This is a genomic window from Allobosea sp. 2KB_26 (genome assembly GCF_052115715.1).
Lineage (GTDB): Bacteria > Pseudomonadota > Alphaproteobacteria > Rhizobiales > Beijerinckiaceae > Allobosea.
Genome location: NZ_JBFRHE010000003.1, coordinates 1 through 15,278 on the forward strand (window position 1 = coordinate 1; position 15,278 = coordinate 15,278).

The window sequence follows — 15,278 nt, forward strand, 5'->3', positions numbered from 1 at the left end:
GGCAAGGTGCAGCGTTCGAGGATTTTTGGATCGCCATGCTTGTTGGCATGTTCCATCACGACGACGACCTTCTTGACGCCCGCGACCAGGTCCATGGCGCCGCCCATGCCCTTCACCATCTTGCCGGGGATGGTCCAGTTGGCGATGTCGCCATTGGCTGCCACTTCCATCGCGCCGAGAATAGTGAGGTCGATATGGCCGCCGCGGATCATCGCGAACGAGTCGGCCGAGGAGAAGAAGCTGGTTTCGGGCAGCAATGTGATCGTCTGCTTTCCGGCATTGATCAGATCGGGATCCGCCTCCCCCTCGAATGGGAAGGGTCCCATGCCCAGCATGCCATTCTCGGATTGCAGCGTCACGTTGATGCCGGCGGGGATGTAGTTTGCCACCAGCGTCGGGATGCCGATGCCGAGATTGACGTAGAAGCCGTCCTGCAGCTCGCGCGCGGCGCGGGCAGCCATCTCTTCGCGGGTCCAGGGCATCAGACGGCCTCCCTCTTGCGGACAGTCAGCTTCTCGATCCGCTTCTCGTTGATTGTGCTGGTGACGATCCGGTCGACATAGATACCGGGCGTGTGGATGGCCTCTGGATCGAGACTGCCGGCTGCGACGATCTCCTCGACCTCGACCACCGTCACCTTGGCGGCTGTTGCCATGTTCGGGTTGAAGTTGCGCGCTGTGCGGCGGAAAACGAGATTGCCGGCGGTATCGGCCTTCCAGGCCTTGATGATCGCCAGGTCCGCCCTCAACCAGGTTTCGCGGACATAGAGCTGTCCCTCGAATTCTTCGACCGGCTTGCCTTCCGCCACGACAGTGCCGACGCCAGTTCTGGTATAGAAGGCCGGGATACCCGCTCCTCCCGCGCGGATGCGCTCGGCCAGCGTCCCTTGCGGATTGAGCTCGAGTTCCAGTTCACCTGAAAGATACTGCTGCTCGAACAGCTTGTTCTCGCCGACATAGGACGCGATCATCTTCGCGATCTGCCGGGTCTGCAGCAACATCCAGAGGCCGAAGCCGTCGGCCCCGGCATTGTTGGAGATCACGGTGAGCCCCTTCACCCCGGACCGGCGTATCTCCGGGATCAGGCTCTCGGGATTGCCGGACAGCCCGAACCCGCCCGACATGATCGTCATCCCATCGAACAGGACGCCTTCGAGCGCCGCCGCCGGACTGTCATAGATTTTGTCTGCCATCATGTTCCTCTCTGCCCTGCACCCGGCCGGGCCCACAGCGGAGCCGCGGTCCGGCAGCGATGACAGGGCTCACTGAAATGCGTTCAGGCCCGTTCAAGCGCGACCGCGATGCCTTGCCCGACGCCAATGCACATCGTCGCCAGGGCGCGACGCTTGCCGGTCAGCGCGAGTTCGAGCGCCGCTGTCCCCGTGATGCGCGCCCCCGACATGCCGAGCGGATGGCCGAGCGCGATCGCGCCGCCATTCGGATTGACGAAATCGGCCTCTTCCGGGATGCCGAGTTCGCGCAGCACCGCAATCCCCTGGCTGGCAAAGGCCTCGTTCAGTTCGATCACGTCGAAATCGGCCGGCGTGAGGCCGGTGCGCTCGCAGAGCCGCTGCGTTGCAGGCGCCGGGCCGATGCCCATGATGCGCGGCGGCACGCCGGCGGTCGCTCCCGCGACGATGCGGGCCAGCGGCGTCAGGCCATGCCGGCGCATCGCCTGCTCCGAGGCGATGATCAGGGCCGCAGCGCCGTCATTGACGCCCGACGCGTTTCCCGCCGTGACGGTGCCGCCCTCCTTCCGGAACGGGGTTGGCAGCCTGGCGAGCTTCTCCAGTGTCGTGTCGCCGCGCGGATGTTCGTCGCTCTCGACGCGGATCGGATCGCCCTTCCGCTGCGGAATCAGCACCGGCACGATCTCCCTCGCCAGGCGGCCATTGTTCTGTGCCGCCACCGCCTTCTGCTGCGAACGCAGGGCGAAGGCATCCTGAGCCTCCCGGCTGACCTTGTAGTCGGCTGCGACGTTTTCACCGGTCTCCGGCATCGAGTCGATGCCGTACTGGGCTTTCATCCGCGGATTGACGAAGCGCCATCCGATCGTGGTGTCGTAGATCTCGGCATTGCGTGAGTAGGCACTTTCGGCCTTCGGCATGACGAACGGCGCGCGGCTCATGCTCTCGACCCCGCCGGCGATGACGAGATCGGCCTCACCGGCCTTGATCGAACGCGCCGCCATGATGATCGCATCCATGCCCGATCCGCACAGCCGGTTGATCGTCGTACCGGGCAGGCTGACCGGCAGACCGGCGAGCAGCAGCGCCATGCGCGCAACATTGCGATTGTCCTCGGCGGCCTGGTTGGCGCAACCGAAGATCACCTCGTCGATCGCGGCCGGGTCGAGCCCCTCATTGCGGGCGATCAGCGCCTTCAGCGGCTCGGCGCCGAGATCGTCCGCCCGAACCGATGCCAGCGAGCCGCCGAAGCGGCCGATCGGCGTGCGCACGAAATCGCAGATGAAAGCTTCAGTCATCGATGTTCCCGCCTGGTCTCGCCATCGCACAGAATTAGCCGCGCCCGATCTCGATATCGAGCCAACCCAACGCATTTACACGCAAACTATCGGTGCGCCCGATCAGAATCGTCGTCGTTTCAGATTCGATCAAGGCCGGTCCCGCGATGCGATGGTTCGGTCCCAGAGAGGCGAAGTCATAGACCGGAACCTCTGCCGGACCGCCGAGATAGACCGATCTCACGCCCTTAGGTTTCGCGGTGCCGGCCGATGCCTCGGCCGCTCCGCTCTCGCTGATCCGGGGCACGTCGCCCACCGCCGAGACGCGGGCATTGACGAAGACGACCTCCTGATCGGGCGAGGCATAGGTGTAGAGATCCTCATGGCGCTGGTGAAAGCGCCGGTCGATCTGCTCGACCAGATCCGGAGCGGCCAGCTCGATGCCATCGAGGTCGACGTCGATCTCGAAGATCTGCTCGCCATAGCGCATCTCGGCCGAGCGCTCGATCCGCACGGGCCCCTCGAACCAGGCCTTCATGCGGCTCATCGCGACGGATTCCAGCTCGGCGACGACCGCTCGGATCGTCTCGGCGCCGACCCGGGCCGTGCCGATACTGGTCCGGCCGACCTCGTAGCGCAGATCGCTCGCGAGCATGCCCCAGGCGGACAGGACCGAGGCGGCCACCGGAACGATGACACGCGGGATTTCCAGCTCCCGGGCGACCTCGACCGCATGCAAGCCGGCTGCACCGCCGAAGCTGACCATGGCAAAGCGCCGAGGGTCGACGCCACGCCGCAATGTCATGAGCCGGATTCCATCCGCCATGCCGAGATTGACCATGCGGTGGATTCCGGCCGCCGCCTGTTCGAGCGAGACGCCGAGTGCCCTGCCGATCTTGCCGACCGCCGCCTCGGCAGCCGATCTGTCGAGCCGGCGGCGGCCGCCCATGAAGGTCTCGGCGCCGAGATAGCCCAGCACGACATTGGCGTCAGTGACGGTCGCCGCAGTTCCGCCGTTGCCGTAGCAGGCCGGACCGGGTTGGGACCCCGCACTGGCCGGGCCGACATGCAGCGTTCCGCCGGCATCGACCGAGGCGATCGAGCCGCCGCCGGCTGCGATGCTGGCGATGTCGAGGCTGCGCAGCGCAATGCGCTCGCCGGCGAGCCCGGCATCGGCGGTGAGCATCGCGCGGCCATCCGCGATCAGGGAGATATCGGTGCTGGTGCCGCCCATGTCGAACGGGATGAGGTCGGCAACGCCAAGGAGTTCGGCGCAGCGCCGGCAGCCGGAAATTCCGCCCGCGGGACCCGACAGAACGGTTCCTGCGGCGAGGCGCGACGCTTCCTCGATGGGAGCCATCCCGCCATGCGAGAGGATGATGAACAGGCTTTCGGCAAAGCCTGCCTCGGCAAGCCGACGCTCGAGGTTGCCGAGATAATGTTGAACCGCTGGTCCGACATAGCTGTTGACCACCGTCGTCGAGACCCGTTCGAACTCTTTGATCTGCGGCCAGACATCACTCGAACGCGAGACATAAATGTCCGGCAGCTCGCGGCGCAGACGCTCGACAGTGGCGATCTCGTGAGCGGGATTGCGATAGGCGTGCAGATAGCACACGGCAACCGAGGTCGCGTCGGACCGGCGGATGGCGTCGATGGCCTCGCTGAGCGACGCCTCGTCGAGCGGGATTCGAACCGCGCCATCCGGCCCAAGCCGCTCGCGCACGCCGAAGCGCCGCTCGCGCGGCACCAGCGGCTCCGGCGGCGGCGTCCGCAGGTCGTAGCGGTCGCCCTTGAGACCTTCGCGCATTTCCAGAATATCGCGATGGCCCTCCGTCGTGAGCAGCGCAACCTTCGCCCCCTTCCGCTCGAGCAGCGCATTGGTGGCGACGGTCGTGCCGTGGACGAGACGCGTGGTCCTCGCCAGCAGGGCGGATCGATCGAGCCCGAGCTTTCCAGCCAGTTCCGCGAGCCCCGTCATGACCCCAAGCGACTGGTCAGAGGGCGTCGAGGGAGACTTGGCGAAGACGGCGCCTTGATCCGGGCCAATCGCGACGAGATCGGTGAAGGTTCCGCCGACATCAATGCCGATCGTGTACATCGTCACATGTCCTTCCGGGTATCGGTCGTGAGGTCTTCACGCCTGAGGGCGTCTGTCGTGAGTTCTTGGGTCGTCAGGTCTTGGACACGGTCGCGCGCGAGCGCGGCCCCGTCCCGCCTGTCGGCTGGTCCCCAGCCACCGCCGCCAGCGGATCGGATTTCCAGCACATCGCCGGGCGACAGCACGATGCCGACCTCCTTGGTCTTCAAGGGCCGCGGCGGCTTGCCGGCGGAGAGCAACCGGTAGTTGTGAGGCGCGCCATCTTCGCCGCCCAGCAAGCCGCAGGCGCCGTGCCGGACGCCATCGCCTGCGGTATTGGCGAGCGCGCCTTTCGCAATCTCGAGTTCGAGATCGAGCGCGACGCCGAGCCCGCCGCGATGCTGGCCGCGGCCGCCCGAATCCGCCCGGAACTCGTGATGCCGGAAATGAAGCGGGAAGCGCACCTCCGCGACTTCGATCGAGCCGAACTTGATGCCTCCGGCCGTGTGCCATTCACCGATCGATGACCAGCCGTCGCCGCCGGGGGACGCACCGCCGCCTGGGCGCGCCTGAAACATGTGCCAGATGAAGCGATGGCCGTTGCGCGGATCCTCCCCCTGGATCGCCATGCGAAAGCGGCGGCTCCAGCCGGCCATCGCCCGGTCCGGGCAGCAGGTCGAAAGCGCCTTGATGACCGCCTCGACGATCTCGTTGGAGGGGTGGCTGGTGCACATCGTCACCGGGCGGTCGGGGTCGGCCCAGACGATGGTGCCCTGTCTGGCCACGACCGTGAGTGGGCGCAGTGCCCCATCGTTCTTCGGTGTCTCCGGGTCGATCAGATAGGCGAAGGCCATCGCCACCGCCGCCTGGGTGTTGGCGTGGGAGGAATTGACGAAACTCTCGGTCTGCGGGTCGGAGTCGCTCAGATCGACCTCGATGTCGCTGCCGCGCTTGGTGACCTTGGCCGCGATGCGCAGATCCTGCCGGCCGCGCCCGTCATCGTCGAGAAAAGCCTCGCCGTGATAGACCCCGTCCTTCCAGCCGGAAACGACCTGGCGCGCCTGCTGTTCGGCGGCATCCAGGATGCCTTCCATCGCCGCTTCGACCATCGCGCGCCCGAACTCGCCGAAGAGACGGTCGAGACGCCGCCGACCGAGATTGGCGGCGCCGACCATGGCGGCAAGATCGCCACGGAAGTCACGGCCGTTGCGCACGTTCAGCGCCAGCATGTCGAGCAGATCGTCTCGCAGCTTGCCGGCCTCATAGAGCCGCAAGGGCGGCACGCGCAGCCCTTCCTGCCAGATCTCCGTGGCCTGCGGGTTGTAACCGCCATGCGTCGCTCCGCCGATGTCGCTTTGATGAGCGCGCACGATCGTCCAGAGCATGCGCTGCCCCTCGGCGAATACCGGCACGAAGGCGGTGAGGTCCGGCAGGTGGCTGCCGCCGTGATAGGGGTCGTTCAGCAGGAACACGTCGCCCGGCACGACGTCCTTGAAGCGCGCTTCGATGGCGCGCGTCGCCCAGGGCAAGGCGCCGACATGGACCGGAATATGATCGGCCTGTGCGATCAGCCGCGAGCGCGTGTCGCAGATGCCGATCGAGAAGTCCCGGCTGGAGTTCAGGATCTGGGAATAGGAGGTGCGCAGCATAGCCTCGCCCATCTCGGTCACGATGGAGGAGAGCCGGTGCTGGACGACGGAACGGGTGATCGGATCGACCATGGCTGACATGGGTGATGCCTTCTATTCGGACGCAGGAGACCGTGTGGCGCAGTGATACGCCACCTGAAACGGCTGCAATTGGGGATGCGAAGGGTCGGCGGTGCCGGCTACATGGCGGCGACGTCTGCGACCGCTTCCGAGATCGCCGAGACCACGATCTCGATGTCGGCATCGGTCATCGGGGTCGACAGCGCGATCAGGCCATAGCCGGCGGCGAGCACACCGCGGTCGAGCAGGCCGCGATTGAAGTGCGCCATCCGGGCCGTTTCCTCCGGCCCCGCATAGGCGCTTCGGTAGTCGCGCACTGGCCTGTCGGTGAAATGGATCTTGGCGAGCGAACCCATGCCGACGGCGCGCCCAGGCACGCCATGACGGGAAAACGCCTCGTTGGTTCCCGAACGCAACCGATCGCCGATCGCATCGAGCCGCGCAAAAGCCGCAGCGTCGAGCAAATCCATGGCGGCAAGTCCGGCCATCATCGTCACCGGGTTGGCGGAGAATGTGCCGCCATGGGGCAGCGCCGGCTTGCCCTCAGTCGGATCGAAGACCGCCATGAACGCAGCGCCGCCGGCGACAGCCCCCACCGGGAAACCGCCGCCGATGATCTTGCCGAGCGTCGTCAGGTCCGGCTCGATGCCCCAAAGCCCCTGGGCGCCATGAAAGCCGAGGCGGAAGGTGATGACCTCGTCAAAGATCAGCAGCGCGCCGACCTCGCGCGAAACCTCGCGCAACGCCTGGAGATAGGCCTTGTCGGCGGGAACGAGCCCGGCACGGTTGGGCATCGGATCGACCAGGATGCAGGCAAGCTCCGAGCCGTGTTCGCGGATCAGGCTGACCGCCGCGTCGATATCATTGAAGGGGATGGTGAGCGTGTCCGCCAGAACGTTTGCGGGCGTGCCCTTTGCATAGGCGACCGATACCGGAGCATTGCCGCCCCAATCCGCGGGCGACGGGTCGAGACTCACTTCGGCATAGTCGTAGGAGCCGTGATAGGCGCCTTCGCACTTGGCGATCTTCGGCCGCCCCGTGAAGGCCCGCGCCGCCTTGAGCGCCATCATCACGGCTTCCGAGCCGGAATTGCAGAAGCGGACATGGTCGACGCTCGCAAGCCGCGCGGCAATGAGCTCGGCGAGCAGGATTTCCGATTCCGTCGGCATGCCGAAGGCGCTGCCGAGCGCGATCTGCCGGGTCGCCGCCTCGACCAGCACGGGATGCGCGTGCCCATGGATCAAGGCCGTGAAATTGTTGATGCAGTCGATGCGCGCCACGCCATCGACATCGGTGACCCGGCAGCCTTCGCCGCGCGCGGCGTAAAGCGGATGGGGCTTCATGAACACGGTGGTGCGGGTATTACCTCCCGGCAGGCTCTTCTGTGCCCGCGCATAGAGCTCGCGCGATCGGGAGGTTGGGGCTGGATACGTCATCGATCGTCTCCTTCAATCGTCTCGCAAACGTCTCGCTCAGCGGCCGAGATAGGCTTCGCGAACGCGGGCATCCCGTTTCAGTTCGGCGGCGCGGCCTTCGAGCACGACGCGGCCGTTCTCCAGCACGTAGCCGCGATCGGCTACGGCGAGAGCCAGGACCGTATTCTGTTCCACGACCAGGATGGTCAGCCCGGCCGCAGCGATCTGCCTGATGCGCTCATAGACCTCCTCCGCGAGGCGCGGCGCCAATCCGAGCGATGGCTCGTCGAGCAGCAGAAGCCGCGGTCGCGCCATCAAGGCGCGGCCGATCGCCAGCATCTGCTGCTCGCCGCCGGAGAGCGACCAGCCAAGCTGGCTGCGCCGCTCCTTCAGCCGGGGAAACAGGTCGAAGACCCGTTCCAGGTCCTTTGCCGGGGACTGGCCCCAGCGGCGCCATGGCGTCGTGCCGAGGATCAGGTTCTCCTCGACGGTCAGACCCGGGAAAACCCTGCGCCCCTCCGGCGCCTGCGCGATGCCGAGGCTGACGCGCTTCTCGCTTGCGAGCGTTCCCAGCGGCCGGCCGTCGAAATGGATCGAGCCGGAGCGGACCGGATTCAAGCCCGATATGGCACGAAGCAGGGTCGTCTTCCCCGCGCCATTGGCCCCGATCAGCGCGATCGTCTCGCCTCCCCCGATCCGCAGCGAGACACCATGCAGTGCAACGCTGCCGCCATAGGCGACGACGAGCTTGTCAGTGCTGAGCATTGCCGTAGCCCTCGCCGAGATATGCCGAGAGAACGGCGGGATCGGATTGCACCTCTGCCGGCGATCCTTCGGCGATGCGGCAGCCGAAATTGAGCACGAGGATGCGCTGGGCGAGCCGCATGACCATCCCCATGTTGTGCTCGATAAGAACGACCGCGAGCTCCTGTTCGGCGCGGAGCGCCGTCAGCCGTGCCATCAGCTGCTCGACCTCGCCGAGGTTGAGCCCCGCAGCCGGTTCGTCGAGCAGCAACAGTCTCGGTCCGCAGGCGAGCGCGCGGCAGAGTTCCACCATGCGGCGCTGGCCATAGGACAAGGAGCCGACGGCTCGGTGCGCCTCGCCCACCAGCCCCATCCGATCCAGCATCCCCAAGGAGAGCGCGCGGAGCTGGCTCTCGGTGCGGTCGGTGCGGATCGCCGCACCGGTCATGACGTTCTCAAGCACGCTCAGGCGGGCAAAGAGCCGGCCGTGCTGGAAAGTCCGCCCGAGGCCTGCGCGAATCCGTCGATGCGTCGGCGCCCGGGTGACGTCGCGCCCGTCGAACAGGACCCTGCCGGCACTGGGTGGAGTCAGTCCGGTCAGGACGTTGAGGAAAGTCGACTTGCCGGCGCCATTGGGCCCGATCACGGCGACGAATTCGCCCGGCGCCACGCGGAAATCGACCTCGGAGAGGGCCATCAGGCCGCCATAGCGCTTCGAGATGGCGGTGGCGTGGAGCAGAGTCATGACGTCGTCTCCGCTTCGCGGTGCCCGCCGAGCCGACGCAGCTGGGCCGCGAGCCCGACCAGGCCGGTGGGGAGAAAGATCAGGATGGCGAGAAGCATCAGACCGAAGAATGCGAGATAGGCGTCGCCGAGAAATCGCAGCCATTCCGGGAGGAAGGTCAGCAGCGCTGCACCGATGACCGCCCCTGCCACAGCCCCCTCGCCGCCGACGATCAGCATCGCGAGGTAGATGATGGAGTGCGCGTAGTTGAAATCCTCCGGGGCGACGAAGCGGACATGGGTGGCAAACAACGTGCCCGAGAGCGCAGCGAACGCCGCCGAGAGGCACAAGGCGGTGATCTTCACCCGGGTGACGTCGATGCCGGTCATCCGCGCCGCCGTTTCATCGTCGCGCACCGCCATCATCGCTCGCCCATACCGGGAGCGCTGCAATGTGACCGCAAAGGCGGCGCAGAGGGCAAGCAGCACCAGGCCGAGCCACAGGAAGCGCCGCTCGTCGTTGAAGGCAAATGCGCCAAGGCGAAGCTCGGGAATGCCGGAGATGCCGTTGGTTCCCCCCGTCAGCGAAATCCAGTTGGTCACGACGATGGTGAAGCTGACATTCAGTCCCAGCGTCGCAAGGGCGAGATAATGCCCGCGCAGCCGTAGCAGGGGATAGCCGATCAGCCCGGCGAACAGCGTCGTGACCAGGATCGCGACGGGAATGGCCAACCATGGCGACCAGCCGAATGCCGTGCTCAGGATCGCCAAGGTATAGGCCCCCAGCCCGACGAAGGCGGCATGGCCGAGCGAGATCAGGCCGGCAAGGCCGAACGCGAAGTTGAAGCCGATGACGGCAATCGCCGAAATGACCGAGACGTTCAGCAACCGCAGCCGATAATCGGCCAGCACGAGGGAGAGCAGGCCGCCGAGCGCGAGGATCGCCACGGCGGCGAGGAGACTGTGATAGCGGCGCATGGTCAGCCCCTGTCCTGGATGCGTTCGCCGAAGACGCCTTGCGGGCGCACCAGCAGGAACAGGATCATCACGGCAAACGCGATCAGATCCTTGTAGGCCGACGAGAGGTAGGACGCGCCGAGCAGTTCGGTCAGGCCGACGAACAATCCGCCGGCAATCGCACCTGGCAGGCTGCCGAAGCCACCGATGATCGTCGCCGCGAAGGCCTTGAGCGCAATCGGATCCCCCATATTGACGTCAGCGAACCACATCGGCCCGAGCAGAAGTCCGGCAATGCCGGCAAGCACGGCTGCAAGCATCCAGGACAGGGCCAGCAGCCGATTGACATTGAGACCCATCAGCCGTGCGGCCTCGACATCTTGCGCAACGGCACGCATGCCGATGCCGAGCGCTGTGCGATAGAACAGCAGCCAGATCAGTCCGACGAGCAAACCGGTCACGACCACCACCATCGCCGCATGGGCGGAGATCGCCGCGCCGCCGATGTCGATGGTGATGCCCTCGAGCGGGGAAACCAGGCGAAACGGCCATGACCCGAAGCCGAGCAGCGCCGCATTCTGCATGACGATGCCGACCGCGACCGTCCCGATGATCACGGTGACCACGGGACTCGTTCTCAGCGGCAAGTAGACGACGATGAAGAACAGGGCGCCGAATGCCGCCATCGCGAGGAGGGCAGCAGCATAGCCGACCGGCCAGGGCAGCCCGGCATTGGCCAGCATGGCCACACCGGCGAAGGTGCCGAACATGACGAATTGGCCGGCGGCAAAGTTCACCACGCCCGTGGCGGAATAGACGATGACGAAGCCGATCGCGGCGAGCGCATAGACGCTGCCGAGCGCCAGCCCGTTGATGAAGAGTTGGATGAAATCGGCCATGTCCCGCTCGCGGTCTCGATCGATCCTTTTGACTGCGAGCAAGGGCTCACAGCGACGACTTCGGACGGCTGGGGCGGCCAGGCGCACAGGGCTGCCTGGCCGGTCCAGCCTCCGCGATGGTCAGTCGAGTTTGACCGCTTTCACCAGTTCGAGCGTCTTGGTGCCCGACCTGGCCTTGACGATCGCAAGGTCGCTCACCCCGTTGCCCTTCGCATCGAAAGTGTAGACGTGGCCGATTCCTGGCCAGTCCCGGAGGTTGACCAGCCAGTCGCGCAGCGCCTTCGGGTCGAGGCCGACCTTCCGCATGCCTTCGGCCATGATCAAGGCACCGTCGTAATAGGCGAGACCGTAGGGATCCGGATCGATCCCGAACGCCTTCTTGTAGCGTGCGACGAACTCCGCCATGCGCCCCCCGACGCTGGGGTCCATATAGGCGTCGACCACACCCCAGACATTGTCGAGATCCGCAGGCGAGATCAGTTGCAGTGCGGCCGGAACCAGCGCGGCCGACGAGGTCACCAGCGGCATCTTCAGGCCCAGCATCTTGGCCTGCCGGAGGAGAAGAGCGCCATCCTGCGGATAGTTGAACAGCAGGATGACGTCGGCCCCCTTGCCGCGCAGGCTGATCATCTGAGCGGAGAAATCCTTGTCGTTTTGACCATAGGCCTCCATGCCGACCACAGGAGTGCCGGCGGCCTCGAACTGCTTGGCGGCGATCTGGGCGCCGCCCTGGCCGAAATCGTTCTGGATGAAGATGATCCCGGGCTTCTTCGCATTGAGGAGCTTCGCGGCTTCCACCATGCCGCGCGCCGAGACCGCGTCGGCCGGGCGCACGCGGAACAACCACTCATTCCCACCCTCGGCGACGATGTCGGCTCCACCGGCATACATGGCCGGGACAGCGATCTTCTTGAGTTCAGGTGACGTGGCGAGGTTCTGCGTCGAATAGCTCGACAGGAAGTAAAATGCAGGTTTGGTCTCCTGCGCCAGCTTCATGAAGGCATTCACGGCCGTGCTGTTCGACGCCTGCGTGTCTTCGAAGACGATCTTGATCTTGCGGCCATTTACGCCGCCTGCAGCATTGATGTCCTGCTCGGCCAATTGCAGCGCATTGTGATACTGCTTTCCGGTCAGCGACAACGGCCCCGTGATCGGTACCGTGGCCCCGACCAGGATGTCGCCCTGCTGAGCCAAAGCCAGCCCAGCACCCACCGGAGCGACGCTCGCGGCCAATACGAGCCGTAGAAACCCCTGCCTCGTCATCGTCATCGTCATCACTTGTCCCCTCAGACATCGCGTTCGATCCCCTGCTCGGCAGCTCTGGGCCGACACGGCGCTCGTCGCGTAGATCGCTTGACTCGTTCCGATTTTCGGAATACTGTTCCGTAAATCGATATGAACGTAGAAGCGCGTCCCCACCCTGTCAACCGGGATCGGACATGGAGGCTCAGTTGACGGACCAAACGGAGGCGGACAGCCCGCTGGAGCGCTATCTGAGGCTTCTGGAGATTATCGCTGCCTTTCCTGGCCGGCTTGCGCTTGCGGATGTGGCGGCACTGTCCGACCTGCCGAAGACGACGGCGCACCGATTGCTGAAAGGGCTGGTCAAGGCCGAGCTCGCCAGCGGCGGGCAAGGCGGGCGCGCCTATTCCGTCGGCCCCCGCCTTTCGCGCATCCTTCACGCCACTGCCGAGGACGGATGGCTCGAGGCGCTGGCTCGTCCAACACTTGCCGCGCTTGCAGAGGATTCCGGCGAGGCCTGCTATCTCACCAAGCTCGTCGGCAGCCGCGTCCTCGTCGCAGTGTCGCAGGCTCCCGAGGTGCGCTGGCGCAGCTACGTCCAGCCCGGCATCGAGATGCCTCCTCACGCTGCAGCGACCGGCAAGGCGATCATCGCCTATCAGAGCGAGGCCTTGATCCGCCAGGCCCTCGCTGCCGAGATGCCCAAGCTCACCGTGAATACCCGCAGCGACGAGGCCTGGATCAGGGAGGAATTCGCACGGGTTCGCGACCGCGGCTACGCCACCTGTGTGGGCGAGATCGATGAGGGCCTGGCGGCGATCGCAGCGCCGGTATGCCAGAGCGACGGTCTGGTTCTCTACTCGGTCGGCATGACCGGTCCGCTACAACGCATCATGGGCGATAAGCTGCCGCACCATCTCGCAGCACTGATGGAAGCCAGCAGAGCCCTGGCGAACAAGTTATCAATAGGAACAAAAATGTACCAAGCCGCTGTTTCCGCTCCGGAATGAGCTGATCTTCGTACGTCCCAACGCGACGAAAGTGGATGTTCTGAATTTCTCAAGATCCGGCTGCGACGTGAGAGATGGGTCAGCTCCGCCGCCCGTAGGCGAACCCCATCACGGTCGGAAAAAAGGCCACCCCACAACGGGCTCATTTTCAAACCAGACTGCCCCAATGCGAGAGTACGGCGCGCTCCCGTAGCAGGAGCATGTCCGCGCTAGCGGGTTCCCAGCATCATCTGCCCCAGCGCCTGCCCGACCTGCTGCTGATCGGCGGCAGAGAGCACCGCGACCAGCCGGCGTTCGGTCTCGGCGTGATCGCGCATCGCCGGTTCGACGATGGCGCGGCCTCGCTCGGTCAGTTCGACAATGACGCCGCGCCCGTCGGTTTCGTCAGCCATGCGCCTGATATGGCCAGCCTTCTCCAGTTTGCGCAGCAGGTTGGACAAGCCGCCCGAGGTCAGGATCAGCGAGTCGAGCAGAGCCTTGGGGGACATCCGGTAAGGCGCGCCCTCGACGCGCAAGGTCGCGAGCACGGCGAAGGCCGGATATTTCAGCCGATGTTTGGCCAGGGTCCGGTTGATCGCGGTGAGGAAGACCTCATGCAGATGCAACAGACGACCGACCACCGCCTTGCCGGAGCAATCGATATCCGCGAACTCGCGCTGCCAGCGCTGCATGCCAGCCCCGACGCGGTCATTGTCCCAGAGCGCAACCGACTCATCCGACTCGATGCGTCGCTGGGCGTTGTTGCGCATGCCATTCCTCCTGCAGAGGCCTTTCGGACCATGATGTGCGCCACCACGCAAGCGCGGCAGGCCCCGTCGGCGACATGAGAATATCTTTTATTTATCTTTCTTGAAAGACAAATCGGAGCGTGTCATGCTCCGCTTCGGAGGACAGGAGGGACCTGTCCTCCGCGCCGAGAAGCCGCGGGACAGCGGTGGGCGCTGCGCAACAGACGGGGAAACACGACCATGCGCCTCACGCTCCGCTTCGCGACGGCCACCGCCATTCTCAGCGCCGGCCTCTCCATGACCGCCCATGCCGAGGAACTGGTCGTCGGGGCCTTCGGAGGCTCCTTCGCCGAGAACGTCAAAGCCTGCCATATCGCCGCTTTCGAGAAGGCGACCGGGGCAACCGTCGCGCTCAAGCTCGGCAATTCCTCGCAATTCGCCGCGTCCATCCGCGCGACCGCCGGCAAGCCCGATATGGATATCGTCTATATCGACAACTCCCTGGCCGCTCAGACGCATGGCGAGAAGCTCAACGAGACGATCGACCGGAAGAAGCTGACGAATGCAGGCGACGTGATCGCCTCGGCCTGGGGCAAGGACGACAGCTATGTCGTCGCCATGGTGAGCGCGACTGCGCTCGTCTACAATCCGAAGCTCGTGAAGGCTCCGCCGACCTCCTGGCTCGACCTTGCCGACCCGGCCTATGCCGGCAAATACGCAATCGGCGATATCAGCGGTACGTCCGGCCTGCATTTCCTGCTGGCACTCAACAAGATCAAGGGCGGCACGTTGGACAACGTCGACCCCGGGATCGAGGCGATGAAGCCCATCGCGAAGGGCTCAGCCGTGCTCTACACCCAGGCTGATCAGCTCCTCTCGTTGTTCGAGCGGCAGGAGATTGCGCTCGCTCCCTGGTATCCTGACCGGGCCGGAGTCGCCATCGACAAGGGGCTTTCGCTCGCCGTCGCCTATCCCAAGGAAGGTGCAGTCGGCATCCTGCCGGCGGTGATCATCCCGAAGGGCACGGCAAAGTCGGAACTGGCGCATAAATTCCTCGACCAGATCCTCTCGGCCGATGGCCAGGCCTGCTTTTCCGAGCGCGCCTATATCGGCGCGGTCAACACCAAGGTGAAGCTCTCGGACAAGCTCCAGAAGATCGTCCCCAACGGCGAAACGCTCGAAAAGGCCTGGTTCATCGATCCCGAGGTCATCGCCAGGAACACGGCCAACTGGACACGTCGCTGGCAGCGCGAAGTGGCGCGCTGATCCCGCAGATCATCGGACCGGATCTCGTATCCGGTCAGATGA

Annotated in this window: 14 protein-coding genes; 2 read left to right on the forward strand and 12 right to left on the reverse strand. The window is 65.3% G+C overall.

The genetic code is table 11. From position 1 onward, the window contains the following. The 11 genes from AB4099_RS10830 to AB4099_RS10880 all read right to left on the reverse strand — a co-directional run. Window positions 1-482, reverse strand: a 482-nt coding sequence (locus AB4099_RS10830) for a 3-oxoacid CoA-transferase subunit B (protein WP_441478070.1), incomplete at its 3' end; no start/stop codon positions are given. Further along, window positions 482-1,192, reverse strand: coding sequence for a CoA transferase subunit A (locus AB4099_RS10835; protein WP_441478450.1), 711 nt, complete (start codon window positions 1,190-1,192; stop codon window positions 482-484). The genes AB4099_RS10835 and AB4099_RS10830, both read right to left, overlap by 1 nt. 83 nt (window positions 1,193-1,275) lie before the next feature. Continuing rightward, entirely contained in the window at window positions 1,276-2,484 is a 1,209-nt protein-coding gene (gene pcaF / locus AB4099_RS10840) for a 3-oxoadipyl-CoA thiolase (protein ID WP_441478071.1), read from the reverse strand. A 34-nt stretch (window positions 2,485-2,518) separates the two neighbouring features. Beyond that, a complete protein-coding gene (locus AB4099_RS10845) occupies window positions 2,519-4,564 on the reverse strand; it encodes a hydantoinase/oxoprolinase family protein (RefSeq protein ID WP_441478451.1) in 2,046 nt (681 codons plus the stop codon). Window positions 4,565-4,566: 2 nt separating this feature from the next. Then, window positions 4,567-6,273, reverse strand: a complete 1,707-nt coding sequence (locus AB4099_RS10850; protein ID WP_113517450.1) for a hydantoinase B/oxoprolinase family protein — start codon at window positions 6,271-6,273, stop codon at window positions 4,567-4,569. Window positions 6,274-6,371: 98 nt separating this feature from the next. After that, on the reverse strand, window positions 6,372-7,688 hold the full coding sequence (locus tag AB4099_RS10855; RefSeq protein WP_113517451.1) for an aspartate aminotransferase family protein: 1,317 nt from the start codon (window positions 7,686-7,688) through the stop codon (window positions 6,372-6,374). Between the two features lie 36 nt (window positions 7,689-7,724). Next, entirely contained in the window at window positions 7,725-8,432 is a 708-nt protein-coding gene (locus AB4099_RS10860) for an ABC transporter ATP-binding protein (protein WP_441478072.1), read from the reverse strand. Beyond that, window positions 8,419-9,156 carry an ABC transporter ATP-binding protein gene (locus AB4099_RS10865; RefSeq protein WP_441478073.1) on the reverse strand — a complete coding sequence of 246 codons (738 nt, stop codon included), beginning with the start codon at window positions 9,154-9,156 and terminating at the stop codon, window positions 8,419-8,421. Before AB4099_RS10865 ends, AB4099_RS10860 begins: the two co-directional genes overlap by 14 nt. Next, window positions 9,153-10,112 carry a branched-chain amino acid ABC transporter permease gene (locus AB4099_RS10870; RefSeq protein WP_113517454.1) on the reverse strand — a complete coding sequence of 320 codons (960 nt, stop codon included), beginning with the start codon at window positions 10,110-10,112 and terminating at the stop codon, window positions 9,153-9,155. The genes AB4099_RS10865 and AB4099_RS10870 overlap by 4 nt, the downstream gene beginning before the upstream one ends. A 2-nt stretch (window positions 10,113-10,114) precedes the next feature. Further along, complete coding sequence (locus AB4099_RS10875) at window positions 10,115-10,990, reverse strand: branched-chain amino acid ABC transporter permease (protein WP_113517455.1); 876 nt, start codon at window positions 10,988-10,990, stop codon at window positions 10,115-10,117. 120 nt (window positions 10,991-11,110) lie between these two features. After that, complete coding sequence (locus AB4099_RS10880) at window positions 11,111-12,265, reverse strand: ABC transporter substrate-binding protein (RefSeq protein WP_441478074.1); 1,155 nt, start codon at window positions 12,263-12,265, stop codon at window positions 11,111-11,113. A gap of 176 nt (window positions 12,266-12,441) precedes the next feature. On the opposite strand from AB4099_RS10880, the gene AB4099_RS10885 reads away from it, so the two are divergent. After that, window positions 12,442-13,242 carry an IclR family transcriptional regulator gene (locus AB4099_RS10885; RefSeq protein WP_441478075.1) on the forward strand — a complete coding sequence of 267 codons (801 nt, stop codon included), beginning with the start codon at window positions 12,442-12,444 and terminating at the stop codon, window positions 13,240-13,242. 209 nt (window positions 13,243-13,451) lie between these two features. Here the strand turns inward: AB4099_RS10885 and AB4099_RS10890 are convergent, their stop codons facing one another. Continuing rightward, window positions 13,452-13,991, reverse strand: a complete 540-nt coding sequence (locus tag AB4099_RS10890) for a MarR family winged helix-turn-helix transcriptional regulator (RefSeq protein ID WP_441478076.1) — start codon at window positions 13,989-13,991, stop codon at window positions 13,452-13,454. 219 nt (window positions 13,992-14,210) lie between these two features. On the opposite strand from AB4099_RS10890, the gene AB4099_RS10895 reads away from it, so the two are divergent. Continuing rightward, on the forward strand, window positions 14,211-15,236 hold the full coding sequence (locus AB4099_RS10895) for an ABC transporter substrate-binding protein (RefSeq protein ID WP_441478077.1): 1,026 nt from the start codon (window positions 14,211-14,213) through the stop codon (window positions 15,234-15,236). Window positions 15,237-15,278: the final 42 nt, after the last annotated feature.